20 protein-coding genes and 1 pseudogene are annotated in these 22,529 nt (G+C 60.9%); 17 read left to right on the top strand and 4 right to left on the bottom strand.

Annotated features, from left to right (window positions below; translation table 11 throughout):
• The first annotated feature begins 9 nt into the window (after nt 1–9).
• The 5 genes from DPQ25_RS08175 (at nt 10) to DPQ25_RS08150 (ending at nt 5,609) form a co-directional block, all read left to right on the top strand.
• Complete coding sequence (locus tag DPQ25_RS08175; protein WP_112332680.1) at nt 10–1,557, top strand: DUF5722 domain-containing protein; 1,548 nt, start codon at nt 10–12, stop codon at nt 1,555–1,557.
• A 340-nt stretch (nt 1,558–1,897) separates the two neighbouring features.
• The gene (gene proB / locus DPQ25_RS08165; RefSeq protein WP_112332678.1) at nt 1,898–2,692 is read left to right on the top strand and encodes a glutamate 5-kinase; all 795 of its coding nucleotides are present in this window, start codon (nt 1,898–1,900) and stop codon (nt 2,690–2,692) included.
• A 151-nt stretch (nt 2,693–2,843) separates the two neighbouring features.
• Nucleotides 2,844–4,100 (top strand): glutamate-5-semialdehyde dehydrogenase, encoded by a 1,257-nt coding sequence (locus DPQ25_RS08160; protein WP_112332755.1) that lies wholly within the window; start codon nt 2,844–2,846, stop codon nt 4,098–4,100.
• Nucleotides 4,101–4,180: 80 nt separating this feature from the next.
• On the top strand, nt 4,181–5,095 hold the full coding sequence (locus DPQ25_RS08155) for a hypothetical protein (RefSeq protein WP_112332677.1): 915 nt from the start codon (nt 4,181–4,183) through the stop codon (nt 5,093–5,095).
• A gap of 13 nt (nt 5,096–5,108) precedes the next feature.
• Nucleotides 5,109–5,609: a GNAT family N-acetyltransferase gene (locus DPQ25_RS08150; protein ID WP_177576948.1), complete on the top strand. Its 501-nt coding sequence runs from the start codon at nt 5,109–5,111 to the stop codon at nt 5,607–5,609.
• A 217-nt stretch (nt 5,610–5,826) separates the two neighbouring features.
• On the opposite strand, the gene DPQ25_RS08140 is transcribed toward DPQ25_RS08150, so the two are convergent.
• Both DPQ25_RS08140 and DPQ25_RS08135 read right to left on the bottom strand, forming a co-directional pair.
• Nucleotides 5,827–6,468 (bottom strand): manganese efflux pump, encoded by a 642-nt coding sequence (locus DPQ25_RS08140; protein ID WP_112332674.1) that lies wholly within the window; start codon nt 6,466–6,468, stop codon nt 5,827–5,829.
• Nucleotides 6,469–6,664: 196 nt separating this feature from the next.
• Nucleotides 6,665–7,237: pseudogene (locus tag DPQ25_RS08135) on the bottom strand (recombinase family protein); the annotation flags it as partial.
• A gap of 445 nt (nt 7,238–7,682) precedes the next feature.
• On the opposite strand from DPQ25_RS08135, the gene gluQRS reads away from it, so the two are divergent.
• The 10 genes from gluQRS (at nt 7,683) to DPQ25_RS08085 (ending at nt 18,783) form a co-directional block, all read left to right on the top strand.
• Entirely contained in the window at nt 7,683–8,642 is a 960-nt protein-coding gene (gene gluQRS, locus DPQ25_RS08130; protein ID WP_262510513.1) for a tRNA glutamyl-Q(34) synthetase GluQRS, read from the top strand.
• 183 nt (nt 8,643–8,825) lie between these two features.
• Nucleotides 8,826–9,971 carry a cysteine desulfurase family protein gene (locus DPQ25_RS08125; protein ID WP_112332672.1) on the top strand — a complete coding sequence of 382 codons (1,146 nt, stop codon included), beginning with the start codon at nt 8,826–8,828 and terminating at the stop codon, nt 9,969–9,971.
• A gap of 33 nt (nt 9,972–10,004) precedes the next feature.
• A complete protein-coding gene (gene thiI / locus DPQ25_RS08120) occupies nt 10,005–11,237 on the top strand; it encodes a tRNA uracil 4-sulfurtransferase ThiI (protein WP_112332671.1) in 1,233 nt (410 codons plus the stop codon).
• A gap of 124 nt (nt 11,238–11,361) precedes the next feature.
• Complete coding sequence (locus DPQ25_RS08115) at nt 11,362–12,648, top strand: competence/damage-inducible protein A (RefSeq protein ID WP_112332670.1); 1,287 nt, start codon at nt 11,362–11,364, stop codon at nt 12,646–12,648.
• 14 nt (nt 12,649–12,662) lie between these two features.
• Entirely contained in the window at nt 12,663–13,760 is a 1,098-nt protein-coding gene (gene srtB, locus DPQ25_RS08110; RefSeq protein ID WP_112332669.1) for a class B sortase, read from the top strand.
• A gap of 16 nt (nt 13,761–13,776) precedes the next feature.
• Complete coding sequence (locus tag DPQ25_RS08105) at nt 13,777–14,310, top strand: hypothetical protein (protein ID WP_112332668.1); 534 nt, start codon at nt 13,777–13,779, stop codon at nt 14,308–14,310.
• A 41-nt stretch (nt 14,311–14,351) separates the two neighbouring features.
• Nucleotides 14,352–16,310, top strand: a complete 1,959-nt coding sequence (locus tag DPQ25_RS08100; RefSeq protein WP_112332667.1) for a serine hydrolase domain-containing protein — start codon at nt 14,352–14,354, stop codon at nt 16,308–16,310.
• A gap of 55 nt (nt 16,311–16,365) precedes the next feature.
• Nucleotides 16,366–17,232, top strand: coding sequence for an FUSC family protein (locus tag DPQ25_RS08095; RefSeq protein ID WP_146740539.1), 867 nt, complete (start codon nt 16,366–16,368; stop codon nt 17,230–17,232).
• Complete coding sequence (locus DPQ25_RS08090) at nt 17,177–17,635, top strand: hypothetical protein (protein WP_112332665.1); 459 nt, start codon at nt 17,177–17,179, stop codon at nt 17,633–17,635. Before DPQ25_RS08095 ends, DPQ25_RS08090 begins: the two co-directional genes overlap by 56 nt.
• Entirely contained in the window at nt 17,632–18,783 is a 1,152-nt protein-coding gene (locus DPQ25_RS08085; protein ID WP_112332664.1) for an anaerobic sulfatase maturase, read from the top strand. Before DPQ25_RS08090 ends, DPQ25_RS08085 begins: the two co-directional genes overlap by 4 nt.
• 205 nt (nt 18,784–18,988) lie before the next feature.
• On the opposite strand, the gene DPQ25_RS08080 is transcribed toward DPQ25_RS08085, so the two are convergent.
• Complete coding sequence (locus DPQ25_RS08080; protein ID WP_112332663.1) at nt 18,989–19,651, bottom strand: potassium channel family protein; 663 nt, start codon at nt 19,649–19,651, stop codon at nt 18,989–18,991.
• A gap of 76 nt (nt 19,652–19,727) precedes the next feature.
• A complete protein-coding gene (locus tag DPQ25_RS08075) occupies nt 19,728–20,381 on the bottom strand; it encodes a potassium channel family protein (protein ID WP_177576947.1) in 654 nt (217 codons plus the stop codon).
• A 434-nt stretch (nt 20,382–20,815) separates the two neighbouring features.
• Here DPQ25_RS08075 and uxuA point away from each other — a divergent pair, with 434 nt between their 5' ends.
• Together uxuA and DPQ25_RS08065 are read left to right on the top strand one after the other, a co-directional pair.
• A complete protein-coding gene (gene uxuA, locus DPQ25_RS08070; protein ID WP_112332753.1) occupies nt 20,816–21,871 on the top strand; it encodes a mannonate dehydratase in 1,056 nt (351 codons plus the stop codon).
• A gap of 82 nt (nt 21,872–21,953) precedes the next feature.
• Nucleotides 21,954–22,520 carry a GNAT family N-acetyltransferase gene (locus DPQ25_RS08065; protein WP_112332661.1) on the top strand — a complete coding sequence of 189 codons (567 nt, stop codon included), beginning with the start codon at nt 21,954–21,956 and terminating at the stop codon, nt 22,518–22,520.
• The last annotated feature ends 9 nt before the right edge of the window (nt 22,521–22,529 follow it).

Raw genomic sequence — 22,529 nt, 5'->3', positions numbered from 1 at the left:
TGTTTACCAATGAAATTAGAAACCATTACCGTTGAGAAAAATATGCTGCGGTTTTGTCTGGATGAAGCGTTCAGCGGCCCGGTGACACTGCGGGAGGAGACCCCCGTCGTGCACGGAACGCCGCGCCTGGTTGCGCAGGAGGAGCTGGCCTTTACCGGCGGCGCCGCCGCCTGCGCGCGCTTTGCCGACGGCCATGACCGGGCCCTCAGCCGCTTTTTCTGCCGCCAGGGCGGCACGGAGCTGGAGGGGGCGCATTATGTCACCGACTTCGCGCCGGATGTGCCGGAAAATGTCTACCCCTATCCGCAGCCGGATACCATCAAAACCCTGGTCTGCCCCCACGAGGAGGGCCGGGAGTTTGGCATTAAGCAGTCTCGTTTTGACGTCAACCTGCCGGCTATGGTCGCCCTGGAGGAGCAGCCGGACACCATCCCCTATGAATTTGAGGGCCAAACCTATTATTTCTACCGCGACAGCCTGGAAAAGCTGGAAAAAAATATGGCCGGGTACGAGGTCAACACCCTGATTCTGCTCAACGCGCCGTCCAAGTTTTTCTCCCATGAGGAGCAGGCGCTGCTGGATGTTTGCATCCACCCAAAATATGAGTGGGGCGACCCGGGCGCGTTTATCAGCGCGTTTAACATGACCACTGAGGCGGGCCAGCGGGTGTACGGCGCGTTTGTGTCCTTCCTGGCAGAGCGCTACACCCGCGCGGACAAAAAGTATGGACGCATCGGCGGCGTCATCATCTCCAATGAAATCAACCTGCAAACCAACTGGGGCAATGTGGGCGAGATGCCGGTGAAGGATTATGTCGAGGAGTACAGTGTGGCTATGCGCCTGGCCTGGATCTGCGGCAAACGGCATTACAGCGGCTTTAGGGTCTATGTCTCGCTGGCAAACAACTGGAACGAGCTGCATGAAAACCCGCTGCGGCTCTACCACGGGCGCGACATTATCGACCACCTGGGCGTGATTTCAGCGCGCGACGGCGATTTTCCCTGGCATGTAGCGCACCACCCCTACCCGGAAAGCTGGCTGCCGGATTTTTGGAACGACCGCCGGGCGACCTTTGATTTTGCCACGCCGAAAATCACCTATAAGAACATGGAGGTGCTGGAGGCTTACCTGGCGCAGCCGCAGCTGCTGTACCGGGGGACCCCGCGCCGCATCGTATTCAGCGAGCAGGGCTTTAACGCTGAAAACGGCCCGCTGCGCGATCTGCAAGAAAAACAGGCGGCCGCCGGTTATGTGCTGGAATACCTGAAGGCCCGCAATATGAAGACCGTGGATATGATGGCGAACCACTCCTATCTGGACAACCTGCATGAATTTGGGCTAAACCTGGGCATCTTCCGCTATGACCCCGATGCGCCCAACCACCGCGGGGAAGCAAAGCCGATTGCCGCCGCCGTCAAGGCCATGGATACGCCCGCGGAGGAAATCGCCATCCTCTTCGCCCGCGAGATCATCAGCCCCGAGCTGTTTGATTACCTGCTGCATCCCACCGTGCTCTGCGGGGACCCGGACCGCTCCAGCGAGACGGAGTTCGGCTGAGCGGCTTTATAAAATTTATAAATATAAACAGGAGGACGCGCCGCCCCGGGGGCAGCGGCCCTCCTGTTTGTTTTTAGGGGCCGCCGCTTCCGGCGGGGCGTTAAACGGCTGGGCCCCACGCGGGCGGAAAGGCGTGTTTTTGCCACCTGTCCAATTTTTAACCGTAAACATCTGGCTTTTTTTCCGAATACACAGTATAATTATGATAAAGAAAAGCCCTGCTTTGGAGCAGTTGGAATTTCCTTTCCGGGCATGCCCCTGGCGGGCGGCCCCGAAGCGGAAATTTTTTTCGCTGATAAGCGGGAGGGGCCCGCAATACGGAGGATGGGAGAACGACAAGATGTCACACATTACACAGGCAAAAAGAATTGTGGTCAAGGTGGGAACCTCGACCCTGACTTATGAAAACGGCAAACCGAACCTGCGGCGGATCGAGGCGCTTTGCAAGGTGCTCAGCGACCTGCAAAACTCCGGCAGGGAGGTGGTGCTGGTGACCTCGGGGGCCATCGGCGTCGGCATGGGCAAGCTGGGCCTGCGCGAGCGCCCGGCGGAGACAGAGCGCAAGCAGGCGGTTGCCGCCGTGGGCCAGTGCGAGCTGATGTTTATTTATGATAAATTTTTCGACGAGTACAACCAAAACGTGGCGCAGGTGCTGCTTTCCAGCGATGTGCTCAACAACCAGGCGACGCGCAAAAACGTGGAAAATACCTTCCGTGAGCTGCTTGAGATGGGAATCATCCCCGTGGTCAATGAAAACGACACGGTGGCGGTTGACGAGCTTGTCGGCGCGAAAATCGGTGATAACGATACGCTCTCCGCGGTGGTCGCCATTTTGACGTCTGCCGATTTGCTGGTTATTTTGACGGATATCGACGGCCTTTACGATGCAAACCCGAAGGCCAGCGCCGATGCCAGGCGCATCCCCTATGTGGCTGAAATTACCCCGGAGGTACGGGCCCTGGCGGGCGGGGCCGGTACCTCGCGCGGCACGGGCGGCATGTTTACCAAGGTCTCGGCGGCGGCGATGGCCAACGAAAAGGGGATCCCCTGCTGTGTAATGAGCGGCGCCACGCCCGCAAATCTTTACCGTTTGTTTGACGGCGAGCAGATCGGGACAATTTTCGGCACAAAATAAAGCGCGCCCGGTTTACAATAGCAGTAGGGCGGCCTTGTCCGTCCTTAAGCGGAAAAAGCGCCCGCGGCTCTATGGCCTTGCAGCGGGCTGTGTGCGGATAATCTCTGCCTTTACGGCAGAATGGAATGTTGATGATTGGAGGGACCCGGATATGACAGTTTTGGAGGAAATGGGCAGCCGCGCCCGGGAGGCGGCAAAGTCGCTGGCGGTAGCGGGCGCGCTGAAGGACAAGGCGCTTTATGCAATGGCGGACGCGCTGGAGCAGCATGAGGATGAGCTGCTGGCGCAGAATGAGCTGGACTTGGCGGCGGCGCGCGAGGCGGGGATGACGGAATCCCTGCTGGACCGTCTGGCGCTTTCACCTGCCCGGATTCAGGGAATGGCGGACGGCATCCGCCAGGTTGCCGCGCAGGAGGATCCCATCGGCAGCATTATCAGCGGCAGTGTGCGGCCCAACGGCATGCGCATCCGCCGGGTGCGGGTGCCGTTGGGGGTTATTGGCATCATCTATGAGGCGCGCCCGAACGTCACCGCGGATGCCGCCGCCCTGTGCCTGAAGGCGGGCAACGCCGTGATCCTGCGCGGCGGCAAGGAGGCCATTCACAGCAATACCGCTATTCTGGACTGTATGGCGGAGGCCGCCTGTGCGGCGGGGCTGCCGTCTGGCGCGATGCAGCTTGTGCGCGACACCAGCCGGGCTTCCTCGCTGGAGATGATGAACCTGACGGGGTACCTCGATGTGCTGATCCCCCGCGGCGGCGCCGGGCTGATCCGCTCGGTGGTTGAGAACGCCCATGTGCCGGTGATTGAAACCGGGGTGGGCAACTGCCACCTGTACGTGGACGACTCCGCGGACCTGCAGATGGCCGCCAGTATTTTATACAACGGCAAGACCTCGCGCCCCTCGGTGTGCAATGCGCTGGAAAAGGTGCTGGTGCACGAGGCGGTGGCGGAAGCGTTTCTGCCGGTGATGGCGGAACAGCTCGCACAAAAGCAGGTAGAGCTGCGCTGCTGCCCCCGCTCGGAAGAAATCCTCACCCGGCACGGTTTTGCCGTAGTACCGGCCTCTGAGGAGGATTGGCCCCGCGAATTTCTCGACTATATCCTGGGCGTCCGTGTAGTGCGGGATATAGACGAGGCAATGAGCCATATCGCCGCTTATTCCAGCGGGCACAGCGAGTGCATTGTTACGGGCAGCTATGCGCATGCCAACGCCTTTACCGCCGGCGTGGACGCCGCCGCGGTTTATGTCAACTGTTCGACGCGCTTTACAGACGGCGGCGAGCTCGGGTTGGGCGCAGAGATCGGCATTTCCACCCAAAAGCTGCATGCGCGCGGGCCAATGGGCGTCTGCGAGCTTACCTCATCCAAATTTATTATTGAAGGCGACGGCCAGGTTCGCGTTTAACGCGTAAACGTGCGCCGCGGGAAAAGACGGCGTGAGAGGGCGGCTGAAAACAAACCGGAAGCGGAAGGACGGAGCGGACTATGGAGAAAAAGACGAAGACGGAGGTTGACGTTTTTACGGCGGATTACCGGGAGGATGGGCAGCGGAACGCCCCCAGCCCCGTAAAGCCCCGGCCGGAGGATGGCGGGCAGGGGAAGGCCGCGCCGGAGGAGGCTCCAGAGGAGGTCATGGAGGCGGCGCAGGACGAGGAGCTGGACGATTTTCTCCCGGTGGGGGAATCGCTGCGCGACGGCGTACCGGAGGATTCCCCGCGGGCGGCGCTTGTGCAGCCGCGCGCCCAGCGCCGCCGTGGTACGCGGCGGTATGGCGTCGCGCTTGGCGCTTTCGTGCTGGCGCTGGCCCTGGTGGGCGTGTGCGCAATTGCCACATTGGCAGGTAGGCAGATCTACCAGGCGGCTACGGACGACAGCGCCCTGAGGGCGTACGACAGCTTTTTGGCCCCGGTGGTTATGCAGGACCCCGAGCCCTTTGAGAGCCCGGAAAAGGCAGATCCCGAGTTTGTGCAGAACGCCGCCCTCTGGCAGACGATTCTGGCGGACAACGGGGCATCCTACACCGAGTACGACGATGCGGGCCGCGCCCTGATTCCGGTCGGCGATGTGTCCGCGGCGTGCAGCATGCTTTTCGGCCCGGATTGCCGCCTGAGCCCACGGACCCCTGAGGACACCTTCTACTCCTATGATGAGGAAACGGCGCAGTACCATGTGGCCTTATTCAGCTCGGAGAGCGCTTATGAGCCTTACACGGAGAGCGCACGCAGTGAAAATGGCGACACGGTGCTGCGGGTTGCATATGTCACGCCCGGATCGGTGGATCACGACGGTTCCTCGGCGGATTCCGCCCAGCAGGCGCACAAGCGCATGGACTATGTGCTGCGCACGAATGAGGCCACAGGGGAACAATACGTCTATGCGGTGCGTGAGATAACGGAATAAACGGAGGATGGGTATGGACCGACAGGTTGAAATTAGACCGGCTGCGCCGCAGGATCTTGACGCATGGATGGAACTGGTGGATCAGGTGCGCTGGAGCTTCCCAAGCCTGGACACCGAAGAGGGCCTGACGCACTGCCGCAGAATGATTTACCAGGGTATTTTGAATAAGAACGCCTTCTGTGCTTGGTATAGGGGCAAGCTGGCCGGTGTGGTTTTGTTTTCGGCCGGTAGAAATATGCTGCGCTTTCTGGCCGTGGCGCCCGGCTACCGGCGCAGGGGGATTGCAACGCAGCTGCTGAACGCCATGCTGGCCTGCCTGGACCCGGAACGGGACGTGGTGGCGGCGGTGCTGCCCGCGGGGGACGGCGACGGTGAGCAGCCCGGGCTCTACGAGTCGCTGGGTTTTTACAGAAAGCGAACGCTGTGCACCCTGGGGTACCCGGTGTGGCAGCTAGTCCGCAAAAAACAGTACGGTGTGCCGGGGAGCCGCCGGCGCGGCTGCTTTCCGGCATGAGCCCGGCCCAAGCCAAGCAGCGCTAAAAGGTGAAAAATACCACCCGGGGAAGGGCCGCCCTTTTGCAGCGGAAGGCGGCTATAAAAAGCTTGCAGCCCGGCGCGGCGGCCACAGTGCCACGCGCCGGGCTTTTTGCGCTTACAGTAAGAAAATCCCCCGGTTCAACCGGAGGATAAGCAGAAGAAGCGCTTGCGAGAAGCCGCGCGGCCCGCTGGTTTTACAGCTTTAAAAGGGCGAGGGCCAGCAGCAGCACGCCGCCGATCCAGGAAAGGTCCAAAGAGGTGCGGGACGCCAGCCGGTTGCCGAGAAATGCCCCCAGCCGCACGGCGCCCGCGCCGATGAACAGGGAAAAAAGCAGGCTTTGCCAAACGCCTACGCTGCCCAGCGCCGCGCCAAAGCCAACGGCCAGGCCGTCCAGCGAAAGCGCCACAGCCAGCGAGAACGCCTCGGCGGGGGAAAGCAGGCGGGAACGGTCCTGGTCCGCCTGCTCGGGGTCTGCGTAAACGGTAAGAATAAAGTTGAGATGTAACGCGGAAAAGGTAAAATCCCTGTGTATGTGTTTTCTCCGGCGAATTGCGGCTTTGAGGGAGCTGTCGAAAACCTTGACCAGGCCGAGCGCCAAAAGAATGAAAAAGCAGACAGCCTTTACCAGCTCACCGGGCACAAAGGGCCGGATAAGCACACCCGCAAGCAGGGAGAGGCCCAGAATTGCACTGCACACCGTGCTGATGACGATGGTGGAGGAAAGAGGAATACGGATGTGGTTTGTTCCATAGGCGAAGCTGGCGACGAAAGAGTCCATCGAGAGCGCCAGCACCAAAAGCAGGGATTCTGCCAGGGAAGGAAGCAAGTCGTTCAATGTTAACCACCGCTTTCCGGAATCATTCTTTTACATCCTATTCCAGCGCCTCCGGTTTTGTGACGCCGCTTTCCGGAGGTATAACCGGCGGTACAACCGGCGGGCGCGGAGCGGCCTTGATAAAGCGGCCCCGGCGGTATTTGCGCACGGGCGGCAGGGCGGCGTTCATTCCGCTGCTCTGCTGGCGCTCGCGGATTTTGCGGTAGATTACCCCCAACGCCATGTCGCACTCCTTCTCCAGGTCGGCGGAGGAGAGCTCCCCCCGGCGCCAGGCGGTGTAAAGCTCGTCAAAATTATCCGGCAGGTTTTTAACCGGCCGCCCAAAGCGGACGCCGCGCGCCTTTGCAGCCGCGATGCCCTCGGCCTGGCGGCTGCGGATATGGTCGCGCTCCAGCTCGGCCGCATAGGAGAGCACCGAAAGCACCAGGTCGCTGATGAAGGTGCCCAGCAGATCCTTGCCATAGGTGGTGTCCAGCAGGGGCATGTCAATAATCTTGATATCCGCGTTTTTTTCCCGGGTAATAATCCGCCATTGCTCGATGATCTCCGTGTAATTTCTGCCAAGCCGGTCAATGGACTTTACATAGAGAAGGTCTCCGGGCTTCAGCCGCCGGAGCAGCCGCCGGTAGGCGGGGCGGTTGAAGTCCTTGCCGGATTTCTTATCAATATAGATGTTTTTTTCCGGAATTGGGAATTGCGAAAGCGCCATAATCTGGCGGTCCTCGTTTTGATCGCGGGAGGATACCCTGATATACCCGTATAAACTCAAAGCTACGCCTCCTTTAGGGGTTGGGGATGGGCCTTGTGGCAGCGGCGAAAGTAAAACAAAAAAGGGGACGAGTTCCCTTTTTATAAAATAACGGGCATTGCCGTTTGCCGCCGGCCACGATGAACATTGGTATATATTTCCATTAAAGAAATATAGCTATTACAACATCATAAAAGAGAAATAGACGGTTTACAACATTTTGTATGAGAATCTTCAACATTATTTTACAAAAGGCTGCTTTCAAAATGTGCCAATATTAATGCCGGGGCGGCTTGTACCCGCTTTCCGGGTGAAAATTTAAATGGAAAACGGTGTAAAATCCTTTATACTATGAGCAGTGGATTTTACATAAAGGAGAGAGAGGCCTGTGGCAGAGGAAGCCGGTTGTAAGGTACAAAAAGGCACGGCGTCTGGGGCGCCGGGGCAGGGCGGGCAAAGGCCTGCGGTGCGGGGGCGGTTTGCGCCCAGCCCCAGCGGGCGTATGCACCTTGGCAATGTGTTCTGCGCCCTGCTGGCCTGGCTGTCGGTGCGTGCGCAGGGCGGAACGCTGGTGCTGCGCATCGAGGATCTGGACCCCGGCCGCTGTAAGCCGGCCTATACCGCTCAGCTGGAGGACGACCTACGGTGGCTGGGGCTGGACTGGGACGAGGGCGACGGTGTGGGCGGCCCGGACGGCCCTTACCGTCAGAGCCTGCGCACACCGGTTTATGCGGACTGTCTGGAGGCGCTTTCAAAGCGCACGCAGGTTTATGCGTGCTATTGCAAACGGTCGGAGCTCCACGCCGCGCAGGCGCCGCACGCCTCGGATGGGACGCCGGTTTACAGCGGCCGCTGCCGGGCGCTTTCGCCGCGGGAGCGTGCAGAGCAGGCGCAGAGACGGGCGCCGTCCCTGCGCCTGCGGGTGCCGGAGCCAGGTCAGGACAGGGTGGCCTTTACAGACGGGCATCTAGGCCCCTATGCCGAAAACCTGGCCCGGGACTGCGGGGATTTCATCATCCGGCGTTCGGACGGGGTGTATGCCTATCAGTTTGCGGTGGTGGCGGACGATGCCGCCATGGGTATTACCGAGGTGGTCCGCGGCAGGGACCTGCTGAGCTCTACACCGCGCCAGCTCTACCTGTACCGGCTGCTGGGCAAACCGGCGCCGCGGTTTTACCACATTCCGCTGCTGGTGACAGCGGAGGGCCGGCGCCTGTCCAAACGGGACCGGGGCATGGACTTGGGATATTTGCGGCAGCGGGGCTGGCATCCGGAGGAAATCCTCGGCCGCCTGGCGCAGCTGGGCGGCCTGCTGCCGTCGGAAGAGGCGATCAGCGCATATGAGCTGGCGCGGCTGTTTGATTGGTCGAAGATCCCGGTTGAAAATATTGTGGTGCCCGAAGACTTTCTCAACGGTTTCCGGTGAGAGGCGCGGATTCCAATTATTGGCGTCCCGGGCTGCCTTGCGGCGCGGCGCGGTTTGCGGTATAATAACAGTAATGCAGCCGTTTTTTGCTGCCGCGGCTTCCCGGCTGTTCGGGTCTATTCAAAAAACGGAAATATACTATTCATAAAAATATGAGAAAATGAGCAACGGAGTATGACGCCTATGCGCGAGATTTACTTGGATAATTCGTCGACAACCAAACCCTGCCCCGAGGCGGTGGAAAAAACCGCCGAGGCCCTGACGGCCTGCTGGGGCAACCCGTCCTCCCTGCACACGCTCGGCTTTGCGGCGGAGAAGCTGCTGGCCCATGCCCGGAGCGCGGTGGCCCGCTCACTGGGCTGCAGGCCCGCGGAAATCTACTTTACTTCCGGCGGGACAGAGGCAAACAATATCGCCCTGCTGGGGGCGGCGCACAGCAGAGCCCGGCGCGGCAAGCGTATTGTGACCACGGCTATGGAGCATCCCTCGGTGCTGAATACCATGAAGGCCCTGGAAAAGGAGGGCTTTGAGGTGGTTTATTTGCAGCCGGACCATGCTGGCTGCATCCGGGAGGGCCAGGTCCGGGAGGCGGTAACGGCGCAGACCATTCTGGTCAGCATGATGGCGGTCAACAACGAGGTGGGAACGATTCTGCCGGTTGATGCCGCCGCCGGGGCCATTGCCGCCGTCCAGGCCCCCGCGCTGCTGCATGTGGACGCTGTGCAGGCCTACGGCAGGCTGCCGCTGAACCCGGCCCGCCAGGGCATTGACCTGATGACGGTCAGCGCGCATAAGATCCACGGCCCCAAGGGAGCCGGCGCATTGTATATTGCCGGCGGCGCCCGCCTGGCGGCGCCGTTTTACGGCGGCGGCCAGGAGCGGGACATCCGTCCGGGCACGGAGCCCGTGCCTGCCATTGCGGGCATGGGCGCGGCGGTGGAGGCCCTGCCCCCGCTGGAGGAAGCCCGCAGGCATGCGACCCTGCTGCGGGACCGGCTGGCGGCCCTGCTGGAGCCCATGCCGGAGGTCGTTGTGCATACGCCGCGGGCTGCGGATGCCGCGGCGCCCTATATTTTGAATTTGTCGGCCCGGGGCGTGCGGGCCGAAACCATGCTTCATTTTTTGGCGGAGCGGGGGATTTACGTTTCCTCCGGATCGGCCTGCGCCAAGGGCCGGCAAAGCCACGTGCTCACGGCGATGGGGCTGGAGAAAAGAGAGATTGAGTCGGCCTTGCGGGTCAGCTTTTCCCGGAATAATACGGTGGATGATGTGGAGCTTTTTGCGCGGGCGCTGCGAGAAGGCCTCGATACGCTCGCACACAGCCGCTGAGCAATCAATAACAGAGAATTGAGGATGGAGCAAATGACGAAACAACAGGACGGACAGGCGGATTTTCAGCCCGAGGAGGTCATTCTGGTTAAATTGGGCGAGATTGTCCTCAAAGGGCTGAACCGCAGCCGGTTTGAAAATATTTTAATGAAAAATATCAGCCGCCGGCTGGAGCCGCTGGGGAATTTCAGCATCCGATCGGCGCAGTCCACGGTTTATATTGAGCCGCTGGACGCTGCGGCCGATTTTGAGGCGGCAGTGGATCAGGTGTCGCGCATCTTCGGCGTCATCGCCTATACCAGGGCGCGCGTTACCGAAAAGTCGATGGAGAGCATCCTCCGCGAGGCCGGCGCTTACCTGGGCGGCACACTGCGGCGCGCCAGGACGTTTAAGGTGGAATCAAAGCGCTCCGACAAGCGCTTTCCCAAGACTTCGCCGCAAATTTCCGCGGAGGTGGGCGAGGCTATTTTGAACCAGTACCCCCACCTGGCGGTGGATGTCCGCCAGCCGGATGTGACGGTGCGCGTGGAGGTGCGCGAGGTTGCCGCTTACATCCACAGCGATGCCCTGCCCGGTGCGGGCGGCATCCCGGTGGGTACCGGCGGACGCGCGGCTGTGCTCATCAGCGGCGGCATCGACAGCCCGGTGGCAGCCTGGATGATGGCTAAGCGCGGGGTGGAGCTCACGGCCGTTCATTTTGCCAGCCCGCCCTATACCAGCCTGAGGGCCGAGGAAAAGGTCTGCCGCCTGCTGGAGCGTGTAAGCGCCTATGCGGGCCGCCTGTATATGGTAACGGCCCCCTTCAGCCACATTCAGGAGGAAATCCGCGAACGCTGCCCGGAGGAGTACTTTACGCTGATTATGCGGCGCTTTATGATGCGCATCGCCCAGCGGATTGCCCGCCGGCAAAATTGCAGCGCGCTGGTTACCGGCGAGAGCCTGGGCCAGGTGGCCAGCCAGACCATCCAGGCCATCGCCTGTACGGACGCGGTAGCGGAAATGCCGGTTTTCCGGCCTCTTATCGGGATGGACAAGAGCGAAATTGTGCTCGCTTCGCGCAAGATCGATGCCTTTGACATCTCCATTGAGCCCTATGAGGATTGCTGTACGGTATTTACGCCGCGCCACCCGACCACCCGGCCGGAGCTTGCCAAGGTGGAGGAGGCCGAAAGCGTGCTGGATATTGACGCGCTGGTTGAAGAGAGCTTGCAGGGCATCTACACGCGTAAAATTGTCCCGGGCCAGACGGAATTTGACTTTGCATGACAGGCCCGGGCGCCGCGCCGCTGTTTTTTGGCCGCGGCCGCTTTGCCGGGGCGCCGGAATCTATGCGCGGGTTTTAAAACATGAAGCATGAGCCTACAGGCTACAGAATCGGGAGGGATTGAGAATGAAGGCTGAAATTATTTCCGTGGGCACGGAGCTGCTGCTGGGCCACACGGTAAACACGGACGCCGCCTATGTGGCGCGGGAGCTCTCCGCACTGGGGATAGACCTGCTGTTCTCCTGCACGGTCGGCGACAACCCCGCCCGTCTGCGGGAGGCCCTGCAAACGGCGTTTGCCCGCAGTGACCTGGTTATTACCACCGGGGGGCTTGGCCCTACAGGCGACGACCTGACCAAGGAAACCGTGGCGCAGGCCGCCGGTGTGGAGCTGGTGCGCGACCCCGCCAGCGCGGCGCGGATTGAGGAATATTTTCGGGGGCGTGAGTGCGGCCCCAGCCAATATAAGCAGGCCGATCTTCCCCGCGGCTGCACCGTCCTGCAAAATGATGCCGGCACGGCCCCTGGCTGCGTGTTTGAGTCCAGGCAGGGGGTGCTGGTGCTGATGCTGCCCGGCCCGCCCTCAGAGCTGCTGCCGATGCTCCACCATTATGCGGCACCGTTCCTGGCTGCCCGCACGGGCGGGGTGATTGCCTCCCGCATGGTGCGGGTATTCGGCATCGGGGAGGGCAGTGCTGCCGAACGGTTGGCAGACCTGCTGGAGAGCTCCAATCCCACGGCGGCAACCTATGCCAAGGAAAACGAGATGTTTATCCGTGTGACAGCCAAGGCTGAGACCCCGGCGGCGGCGTCGGCTCTGTGTGAGCCGATGGTAGCGGAAATCTGCCGCAGGCTGGACGAGGCGGTCTATATTGTCAATGAGGACGGCACATCGGACAGCTGCCTGGAGCAGGTGGTGGTGCAGGCGCTCGCCGCCCGGGGCATGACCCTGGCGACGGCGGAATCCTGTACCGGCGGGTTGCTGGCAAAACGGATTACGGACGTACCGGGTTCCTCCGAGGTGTTTCATATGGGCGCGGTGACTTATGCAAACGAGGTTAAGACCAGGCTGCTGGGGGTACCGGCGGAGCTGTTCGATACCGTGGGCGCCGTGAGCCCCGAGGTCGCCCGCGCAATGGCGGAGGGGGTACGGCAGGCAGCCGGCGCCGGCCTGGGAATAGGCATCACCGGCATTGCCGGGCCTGGCGGCGGAAGTGCAGAAAAACCCGTGGGGCTGGTCTATGTCGCATTGAGCGACGGCAAGGCGGTGTGGGTGCGCCGCATGAATCCGGCCGGGCGTATCCGCAGCCGGGCCGCGCTGCGGGACCGTGCGGCAAGCGTGGCGCTGGACATGGCGCGCCGCCGCCTGGGGGGCCTGACACAGCCGGAGGCCGAGGCCTTCGCGCTGGTATGAGAGGAGCGTGACGTATGAAAAAAGGAAAATATTACGCCGGAAAACCCTTAAAGGACAGCCCGCGGGGCGGACAGAATCCGGAGGCCCCGGCGGGCGGGGAGGCTGTGACCGGTAAGCGGAAAAAAGTGGGCTTTTTCCCAAAAAAGGGAGACAGCAAAAAGCTGGTGATCAATAAGATTCTGACCATCATCGCCCTGCTGGTATTTCTGGTGTGCGGCGGAATTTTGCTGTATGAATTTGTACTTCAGCCTATGCAGACGGACCAGAGCAACGAAAAGCTTCAGGGCCTTTACTACCACGAGGCCTCCAGCCGGGAGACGGAGGAGGGCGAGCCGGCAGTCTCGTCCGAGCCGGAAAAGGATGAAAACGGCATCCTGCTCAAGTTTGAGGATGTACGGAAAATCAACCCCGATGTGGTTGGCTGGATCAATATCCCCAATACCATCATCGACCTGCCGGTATTGCAGTCCTCCGAAGACGACCCGGAATATTACCTGAACCGGGACTATGAGCACAATGTGACCAAATCGGGAAGCATCTTCCTGGATTCCCGGGACAGCCTGGAGGAGCCGGCCTCCAAAAACCTGATTCTTTACGGCCATTCGCTCAATTCGGGGCGGATGTTCACCGACCTGCTCAAATATAAGCAGCTGGACTTTTATAAAAATGCCCCGGTGTTTACCTTCGACACAGTCTATGAGGAGTCGCAATGGAAAATTATCAGCGTCTTTATTACCAATACCCTGGAAAGCCACGGCGAGGTGTTTGATTATTTGCGGGTGAACTTCTCCAGCGATGAGGATTATCTCAACTTTGTTTACCAGACGCGGATTCGTTCCCTCTATAATACGGGGGTGAGCTTTAACGCCAACGACCAAATTGTCATGCTCTCCACCTGCTCCTATGAGTACGACAACTGGCGCGAGGTTGTGGTGGCGCGCAAGGTGCGTCCCGGCGAGAGCGCCGAGGTGGATGTCTCCCAGGTTAACTGGAACCCCCGCACCCTGTACCCGGACATCTGGTACACCAGCCGCGGCGGCAGTAAGCCCGCCTGGCCGGCTACCTATGCCGAGGCCAAGGCGCAGGGCCTGGTTACTTGGACGGAAGATTAAGGAAAAGAGGGGCGGCATGCAGGCCGGATTGATTTTTTACCAGGCACATCGGACGTTTGAAAATAAGATAACGGCAGAGCGCTTTCTGAGCAGCGCCGGATGCCCGCTTGCCGATACGCGTGCCGTGCCGGACAGCCGGGGCCTTTTTGGCGCGCTCAGCACGCTGCTGCATACCTGCGACCTGGTGCTGGTAGTCAGCGCCGCAGCTGGCGGGCTGTACGGGGAGAACGAGCCGCTGGCCTCCGCGCAGCTGTTTGGCAGGCTTGGCGTGGAGACGGGGCCCGGCGGTCCGCAGGGGGTTCTGCGCCTGCGCGTGGATGCGGGCTGCGCGGACCTGCTGGAAAGCGCCGGAAGCGCAGTCTTTGTCCTGCCGGATGAGCCGGGGCCGCTCGCCGCGCTTCTGGCCGCCGGCCGGAAACGCCTGGCGCAGAAGTTCGGCGCCGGTTTTGCGGAAGAGGACGCCGGACCGGCGGCGGGGCTTTCGGCCCGGTTGCTGGAGCAGGCGGTGGAGGAGTCGCTCGGTTCCGCGGATGCGCCGGTGGGGCGTTAAGGGCTTTTTAAGGGCTTACAGAACAAAAAGGAGGCAGACGCATGGACTTGATTGGGCAGGTAAAGGCAGTGGACCTCATGCTCAAATTTTTACGGGGAGATATGCAGCGCATCACGCCCTATCCGTTTGTGCCCATGAAACCGGCGTTTGAGCCGAATGCGGCTTTTGGCCTGCCGACAAGCACGCCGGAGGAGGAGGGCGTGTCCTCTGAATACCTGCGGCAGTTTTTTGAAGAGATGGACGCCTGCCGCGGCATTCACCCGCACAGCGTCATGGTGCTGAGGCATGGAAAGCTCATCGCCGCAGGAAGCTGGAAACCGTTCACCAACAGCGTTCCGCATATGATGTTCTCCCTGTCCAAAAGTGTGACATGCATGGCGGTGGGGCTGGCGGTGGACGAAGGGCTGTTTTCTCTGGAGGATAAAATCGTCTCCTTTTTCCCGGAAAAGGCGGGCCGCCCGCACAACCGGAAGATCGAGTCGGTCACCGTGCTGCACCTGCTTAATATGACCAGCGGGGCCAACCTCAATGAGTTTGGCTCTGAGGTGGAGCGCGATTGGCTGCGGGCCTTTTTTGCCGCGGATTGCGCAGTGGAGCCCGGATCCGGCTTTGATTATAACAGCATGAATTCCTATATTCTCAGCGCCATCGTGTGCCGGAAGAGCGGGCAGACGCTTACGGAATACCTCACGCCGCGCTTGTTTGAACCCTTGGGCATCCCTCCGGTTCACTGGGACACCTGCCCGGCGGGCATTGAAAAGGGCGGCTGGGGCCTGTACCTGCGGCCCATTGATATGGCAAAGCTGGGGCAGCTTTTTTTGCAGAAGGGAAAATGGGAGGCCGATGGCCGTCTGCGCACGCTCATTCCTGAAAAATGGGTGGAGGCGGCGACAGATACCGCCGTCCCCACGCATCGCGGAGGGCATACGTCGCACTACGGCTACCAGATTTGGAGCTTCAACGCGGAAGAGGCCTACCAGTACAACGGTATTTTCGGGCAGTACGTCATTGTGCTGCCCAAGCAGGATATGGTGCTGGCGATTACAAGCGGCAACCAGAATTTATTTTCCGACGGCTCCAGCGACCTGGTGGAACGCTTTTTCGGGGATGCCGCGCCGGCGTTTTCCGCGTCCGCGCTGCCGCGCAATGTAAAGGAGCTTGCCCGGCTGCGCCGGGTGACAGAGAACCTTTATGCCGTTCGCGAGACGGCCCCGCTCCCTGAAAAGCCGGCGGAGCCGGCGCAGGGGCTTTTGCAGCGCGTGTTTGGCAAAAGGGCCGAAAAACGGAATCCGCCGGAGCTGCCGGCCGCGGCGGAGCTTTCCGCGGAGGCCCTGGAGCTGGAAGGGCGCGTCTATCGCCTGGAGAAGAGCTTCGGCTCCCTGATGCCGCTGATCTGCGCGGCGGTAACCAATAATTTCAGCGGCTGCGTGGCACAGGTGGGGTTTTCCTTCCGGGAGCCGGGCACGCTGGCCCTGACCGTATGGGAAGAGGAGAAGGGCGGCAGAAATGTGCTGCTTGCCGGGCTGGATGGCGTGCCCCGCCGGGGCATGGTCTCCGTCAACGGCGAGCAGTATAATGTGGGGGCCACGGCCCGCCTGACCCGCGATGAGGACGGCCGCCTGGTTGTTAAGGTGTTCGTCAGCTTTATTGAGTCGCCCTCGACAAGGATTTTCAAGTTTATCTTTTACCGCAGCGCCACCGGCGCCCTGCGCGAGGAAACCGGCGTTTGCGACCGCGTTATGATGCGCCTGGACGAGGTGCCCAGCGTAAGCGTGGCCTGTCAAATGCTGCTGGGCCTGTTTGAAAACGACCCCGCGCAGGGGCCGGCGCCCTGGAAAAGGCTGGGGGAGAGCATCGTACAGCAGAAGCTCTCCGGCCGGATGAGCGCGCTGACAAAGCCGCGCGCCCGCGGCGTTCTGCTGCCGCCGCGGGAAAGCGCTGGAAAGCCGGAGGAGGGGCCGGTGCAGACCGCTACGGCGGAGCAGTGTGAAAAGAGCTGACGCCGCTGCCGGCAGGCCCGGCAGCGGAAAAGCATCGGGAAGGGAGCCGGTGGCAATGCCGAAAATTGGGTTGCGTATCATCAAATCTTCCGTTGCGGTGGCGCTGTGCTTTCTCGTGTATTTTTTGCGCGGGCAGCAGGGCACGCCGTTTTACTCGGCAATTGCGGCGGTGCTGTGCATGCAGCCCGACACCTCCAACAGCCTGAAGGTGGGCTGGAACCGCACGGTGGGGACGCTCATCGGCGGCTTTTGCGGCATGCTGGTGCTGCTGGTGGAGCGCTATTGGCTGCCGCCGCAGTACCCGGCGCTCCCCTACCTGGTTACGGCCGCCGCGATTATTCCGCTGATCTATGCGACGCTTTTGGTGAAAAAACCGACGGCCTCTTACATCACCTGCGTGGTGTTCATGAGCATCACCGTCTCCCACGGCGCGGATATCAACCCCTACCTCTTCGCCTTTAACCGTACGCTGGATACGCTCATCGGCATCTTTGTATCCTTGGCGGTGAACAACATCCGCCTGTTTTGGCGGGAGGACCGCGAGAACCTGCTGGCGCTCGACCTGGGCCGCCTATTTCAGGTGGAGGCCGGCAAGCAGCCCTATGTGCGTGTGCATTTGAAGCGCTTGCTGGAGCGCGGCGCACGGGTAGCGTTCTTTACCCAGCGTTCGCCTGCTTATCTGATGCGCGCCCTCGGCGGGGTGAAGCCGGAGATGCCCGTGGTGGTGCTGGGGGGCAGCGCGCTCTACCGGGTGGCCGAAAACCGCTACGAGGTGCTGGAAACATTGCCGCGGGATGAAGTCCCCCGGCTGCTGGCACTGTTTGCCCGGCAGGGGCCCCTGCTTTGCCTATACGGTGACAAGCCACATGCTGCATGTGTACTGCGGCGAGGAGCTTGCGCCCGCGGGCCAGGCCTATTATGAAGCGGAACGGGGGACCCCCTACAAGAATTTCGTCTTTGTGCCGCTGCCGGAGCGCAGCCACGGGGAGGTGCTGGTGCTGACGGCGATTGGCCCGGAGGAGGGCATCGAGGCGCTGGCCCGGGAGGCCGCTGGAATGGATACCGCCGGTCGCCTGAATATTACTGTAAGCAGCGACGAGCGCCTGGGCGGCCTCGCGCGCCTGGATGTGCGCGGCGCGGGTGCAACCGTGGACCAGGCCCTTGCGCTGTTGCAGGCGCGTGTGGGCGCGCCCGCTGTTCTCTACCCGGGCCAGGCCGCGGAGGACGGGGCGTGCGGCACGGTACAGGGCTTGGAGCTGCTGCGGCGTACAGAGCAGATATTTTTACACAGGGGAAGAAATTCCCGTGAAAAGGCGGTATTATGAGACAGAATACAGGGCCCCTGATGCTTTTGGTCAAGCCAGTTTCTGGCAGCTGCGACCTGCGCTGCCGCTATTGCTTTTACGCTGACGAGGCGCAGAAGCGCGGCCGTGCCTCTTATGGGAGAATGAGCGCGGAGACGCTGGAGCTGCTGGTGCGTGAGGCGTTGAGCCAGGCGGCGGGCGGCTGTACCTTTGCCTTTCAGGGCGGGGAACCGACACTGGCAGGCCTTGACTTTTATGAAAAACTGCTGGAGCTGGAAAAGCGCTATAACCGCAGGCACATTCCCGTGCAGTATGCCATCCAGACAAACGGCTGCTCCCTTGACCGCGACTGGGCGGCCTTTTTTGCCAGAAATCGGTTTCTGGTGGGCCTTTCTCTGGACGGAACGCGCGAGGTGCACGACGCCTACCGCCGCGATGCCGCGGGGGAGGGCAGCTTTCAGCGGGTGCAGCGCGCGGCACAGCTGCTACAGCAGGCCGGCGTGGATTTCAACGTCCTGACTGTCGTGACCAATCAAACCGTGCGGAGCATCGGCAAGATCTACGGCTATTTCAAACGCAGCGGGCTGCGCTACCAGCAGTATATTCCCTGCCTCGATCCCCTCGGGGAGGAGCGGGGGCAAACGGAATATGCGCTGACGCCCGAAGCTTATGGGGAGTTCCTCTGCCGCCTCTTTGACCTGTGGTATGCGGATCTGTCGCATGGTGATTATGTCTACATCCGCTATTTTGAAAACCTTGCCGCTATGCTGCTGGGCCGTCCGCCAGAGAGCTGCGGCATGAGCGGGCAGTGCGCCTGCGGCTTTACGGTGGAGGCGGACGGCAGTGTCTATCCCTGTGATTTCTATGTGCTGGATCCCTACCTGTTGGGGCATATTGGGGAGCAGAGCTTTGCCGGGATGGCCGCGGGGGAGGCGGCCCGGGCCTTTGTGGAGCCCTCACGGCTGGTGGATGAAAAGTGCCGAAGCTGCCGCTGGGGCGCGCTCTGCCGGGGCGGCTGCCGCCGGGACCGCGAGCCCGCCGTGGACGGCGTCCTGCAACGCAACTATTTCTGCCCGGCCTTTGAGCGCTTCTTCGGCTATGCGGCGTCCCGGCTGCGCCAGGCCGCCGTCTGGCTTTCGACCGGATTGCCGCGAAGCGGGCGCAGCTGACGGGTTGCGCGGCGCCCTGAAAAATATAAGCGGAAGGCGATATGAAAAAGCCGGTGGAGCGCTGACGATAAGCGCCTACCGGCCTGTTTATTGTTGTTAGAACCGTTGGAACACAGCCCCATTTGCGGATGGCTCCAACGGCAGTTTTCATAAGGGTATCTGCGGCCCGGCTGGATCGTCTGCCCGGCTGGCTTGCCTCTCCGGCTTAACCTTTTTCCATGAGTACCTTCATCAGCTTTTTCCGGCTGTTGCCCTCGCAGACAGCGACAATCTCGTCGCCCGCGGTGAGCACGGTTCCGCCGTTCGGGATAATCAGCGTCTCATTGCGGACAATGGAGATAATCAGGGTTTCGCGCGGCAGGGAGATGTCATTGAGCGTTTTTCCCTCCACCGCCGCGCCGTGCGAAAGCGTCATGGCACAGATGCCCGCCCGCCCGCGGTTCAGCGTGGTGAGCAGATGCATTTCCGCAGAGTCAACCTCCTGCTCAATCATATTGGTAATGATTTCCGTGCTGCTGACGGCAATATCTGCGCCCAGCATGCGCAGCGCGTTGGTGTTGCGCGGGTTGTTTGCGCGCGCAATGACCTTTTCTACTTTAAACTGTTTTTTTGCCAGCTGTGCGGCAACCAGATTATCCTGGTCGCTGCCGGTCACCGCGATCAGGCAGCCGGCCTCCTGGGTGTTGGCACGCTCCAGCGGCTCAATCTCGGTGCCGTCCCCGTAAATGACCTCTGCGTCCAGCTCGTTTGCCAGGTGGATGCATTTTTCGCGGTTCTTTTCAATCAGATGAACCTCGTGCTTTTCCTCCAGCAGGTTTTCCGCAAGGCTGTAGCCGAGCTTGCCTCCGCCCACGATTACGATCTTCATTTTTAGCGTCCTTTCCTCAGACTGCTCCCCGTGTTCTTTTCGCAGGGAAAATAATCAGCTTCAATATTTTTGAAAATCAGTCGACCACACGCGCAAACAGGACCTGGTCCTTTTCCTGCAGCGGCAGTGCCTGGCCCGGGCGGCACAGGTCTACCGTGCCGTTGGTGTGAACCGCGCCCAGCACCACTTCGTTTTCCTCGCAGGGCAGGTGTTTGGCATCCAGGCCGACCTGCTCCGGTTCCACCCGGCGGCTGTGAAAGGCCATGGAGGAGGTGTCGAAGGTCAGGTATTTCGCCTCCCACGGCTGGGTCAGCGAGGCGAAGATGGCGTCGCCCGCCATCTTTGTGTGGCAGACGGAGCGCAGGCCAAAGCTTTTAAACACATTTTCACGCGCGGGGTCGGATATTCTCGCCACGACATTTTCCACATGGAAAAATTCCCGGGCAATTTGTGAGACGGTAATGTTCAGGTTGTCGTCAGGCGTCACGACGGCAACCGCATCGCAGGACTCAATCCCCGCGCTCTGCAGAACCTTCATGTCCATCGGCACCCCGGTGACCGTAAGGCCGCTGAACGCATCGCTGAGCTGCAAAAAGTTCAGCGGGTCAGAGTCAATAACCGCTACATCGTCCCCGTTTTGGTCGAGCATCTCGGCCAGTCTTCTTCCCAGCCGGCCGCAGCCGACTACCAGTACATTCACGTTGATCTCTCCTGTCTTGTCGTTTGGCATCCGCAGCGCGCCAGGCCGCCGTTCCGGCGGAATGCCCGTGGGTTGGTTTGCCGCAGGGGTGCGTTTTTTAAGGATATGCCGCGAAATAGAAGCGGCCTCAACCGAACGGCGTCCTTGGCCTGGTATTTTGGCTTTTATTTTTGGCGTTTTATCATGAAACAGCTTGTTTCCCACCGGCCCTGGGGGCAAAGCGCCAAGGCTTGCCGCGGGACGGTGTATCTGCTGTTTAGTAGCCATTATAGCACATGCGCGGTGCGGAAACAAGGGGATGACTTGACAGGGCGGCCAGTTCAATGGTATATGTATTCTTAAAGGCAGGAATACCCTGTGTAAAAAGTCGGGCTTCGGCGCGGAAAACGCGGGCCGATGCTTCCGCCGGGGCCCCTGCTGCGCCGCGGATAAAATCTATATTTCCCTTGAAAGGTGGAGCTAATATGAAGCTGTCTTTTCGCTGGTATGGTCCTGACGACCCGGTTGCGCTGGAGAAAATCCGGCAGATTCCAAACATGCACAGCATTGTCACTGCTGTTTACGACGTACCGCCGGGCGAGGTGTGGAGCCGGGAGAGCATTGCCGCGCTCAAGGCACAGGTGGAAGCGGCAGGCCTGGCCTTTGAGGTGATTGAAAGCGTCCCGGTTCATGAGGATATCAAGCTGGGCAGGCCTACGCGCGGCCGCTATATTGCAAATTACTGCGAGAATATCCGCCGTTTGGGGGAGGCTGGCGTGCGCTGCATCTGCTATAATTTTATGCCAGTGTTCGACTGGACCCGCACGGAGCTGGCTAAGCGCCAGGCGGACGGCGCTACGGCTCTGGCCTACGATGCAAGCCGGCTGGAGGGGCTGGACCCGCTTTCGGGGGAGCTCAGCCTGCCGGGCTGGGACAGCAGCTACAAAAAAGAGGAGCTCCGCGCGCTTTTTGAGGCGTATGCCGGTGTGGATGCCGAAAGGCTGTGGGAAAACCTCGGCTATTTCCTGCACGGGGTCATTCCCGCGGCTGAGGCGGCCGGGGTGCGGATGGCTATTCACCCTGACGACCCGCCGTGGGAAATTTTCGGGCTGCCGCGCATTATCACAACGGAGGAGAACCTGGACCGCTTGCTGCGTCTGTATGACAGCCCCAGCAACGGCCTGGCGTTCTGCACCGGCTCGCTGGGCGCAGGCGCGTTCAACGATCTTTACCACATGGTGGACAAATACAGCGCTATGGGGCGCATTCCTTTCATGCACGTGCGCAATGTCCGCCGTTATCCGGACGGGAGCTTTGAGGAGACCGCGCATTATTCTGCCTATGGGTCGCTGGATATGGTACGGATTCTCTCCATCCTGCACCGGAACGGCTTTGACGGCTATATGCGCCCCGACCACGGCCGGATGATCTGGGGCGAGAGCGGGCGTCCCGGCTATGGGCTGTATGACCGCGCCCTCGGCGCCGCGTACCTAAACGGGATTTGGGAGACGCTGGATAAGCTGGGGCCCTCGCGGGGCTGATTGCGGGCCTGCCGCTGCGGTCTGCTGGCGGAACAGCTGTTTTCCTGGACGATTGCTGATTGAAAACGGAGAAAGGATTTGTATGGCGCAAATCAAATTGACTGCGGCGGATGCCGCCGATATGCCCCGCATACGGGCACTTTACAAGCAGGCGTTTCCCAGTGCGGAGCGCATGCCTTTTTGGATGCTGCGCCGGAAAGTGCGCGCCGGGCTGGCGGAGCTGCTCTGCATAGCGGATGAGCGGGGCGGCTTTTTGGGGCTGGCCGCGCCGCTTTTGGATGGTGACCGCGTGCTGATGGCGTATTTTGCCGTCGCCCCCGAGGCCCGCGGTCAAGGCGCCGGCAGCCTGGCGCTGGCTGCGCTGCTGGAGCGTTACCGGGGAAGATGTGTATTTTTAGAAATCGAGGCTCTGGAGCCGGAGGCGGGCAACTATGCGCAGCGGGTACGGCGCAAACAGTTTTACCTGCGGGGCGGGCTCTCGGACTGTGGGCTGAGCGTTCAGGTGTTCGGTGTTAATATGGAGATTCTGAGCAGCGGGCCGCCGGTTTCCTTCGAGGAGTATGTGGACTTTTACCGAAAAGTTTTCGGTGAGCGCTACGCGGCGTTTTTGAATATCCGTTGCCTGGAGGAGCGGAAACAAAACGGCTGAATCGGTAAA

This window comes from Hydrogeniiclostridium mannosilyticum (assembly GCF_003268275.1).
GTDB classification, from domain to species: Bacteria; Bacillota; Clostridia; order Oscillospirales; family Acutalibacteraceae; genus Hydrogeniiclostridium; species Hydrogeniiclostridium mannosilyticum.
The sequence above is the reverse complement of the archived record's forward strand: the minus strand, read 5'-3'. Positions and strand labels throughout refer to the sequence as shown.

Coding starts and splice junctions, on each gene's coding strand:
- DPQ25_RS08175 (WP_112332680.1), top strand. CDS start 10: ATGAAATTAGAAACCATTACCGTTGAGAAAAATATGCTGCGGTTTTGT.
- proB (WP_112332678.1), top strand. CDS start 1,898: ATGTCACACATTACACAGGCAAAAAGAATTGTGGTCAAGGTGGGAACC.
- DPQ25_RS08160 (WP_112332755.1), top strand. CDS start 2,844: ATGACAGTTTTGGAGGAAATGGGCAGCCGCGCCCGGGAGGCGGCAAAG.
- DPQ25_RS08155 (WP_112332677.1), top strand. CDS start 4,181: ATGGAGAAAAAGACGAAGACGGAGGTTGACGTTTTTACGGCGGATTAC.
- DPQ25_RS08150 (WP_177576948.1), top strand. CDS start 5,109: ATGGACCGACAGGTTGAAATTAGACCGGCTGCGCCGCAGGATCTTGAC.
- DPQ25_RS08125 (WP_112332672.1), top strand. CDS start 8,826: ATGCGCGAGATTTACTTGGATAATTCGTCGACAACCAAACCCTGCCCC.
- thiI (WP_112332671.1), top strand. CDS start 10,005: ATGACGAAACAACAGGACGGACAGGCGGATTTTCAGCCCGAGGAGGTC.
- DPQ25_RS08115 (WP_112332670.1), top strand. CDS start 11,362: ATGAAGGCTGAAATTATTTCCGTGGGCACGGAGCTGCTGCTGGGCCAC.
- srtB (WP_112332669.1), top strand. CDS start 12,663: ATGAAAAAAGGAAAATATTACGCCGGAAAACCCTTAAAGGACAGCCCG.
- DPQ25_RS08105 (WP_112332668.1), top strand. CDS start 13,777: ATGCAGGCCGGATTGATTTTTTACCAGGCACATCGGACGTTTGAAAAT.
- DPQ25_RS08100 (WP_112332667.1), top strand. CDS start 14,352: ATGGACTTGATTGGGCAGGTAAAGGCAGTGGACCTCATGCTCAAATTT.
- DPQ25_RS08095 (WP_146740539.1), top strand. CDS start 16,366: ATGCCGAAAATTGGGTTGCGTATCATCAAATCTTCCGTTGCGGTGGCG.
- DPQ25_RS08090 (WP_112332665.1), top strand. CDS start 17,177: ATGCTGCATGTGTACTGCGGCGAGGAGCTTGCGCCCGCGGGCCAGGCC.
- DPQ25_RS08085 (WP_112332664.1), top strand. CDS start 17,632: ATGAGACAGAATACAGGGCCCCTGATGCTTTTGGTCAAGCCAGTTTCT.
- DPQ25_RS08080 (WP_112332663.1), bottom strand. CDS start 19,651: ATGAAGATCGTAATCGTGGGCGGAGGCAAGCTCGGCTACAGCCTTGCG.
- DPQ25_RS08075 (WP_177576947.1), bottom strand. CDS start 20,381: ATGCCAAACGACAAGACAGGAGAGATCAACGTGAATGTACTGGTAGTC.
- uxuA (WP_112332753.1), top strand. CDS start 20,816: ATGAAGCTGTCTTTTCGCTGGTATGGTCCTGACGACCCGGTTGCGCTG.
- DPQ25_RS08065 (WP_112332661.1), top strand. CDS start 21,954: ATGGCGCAAATCAAATTGACTGCGGCGGATGCCGCCGATATGCCCCGC.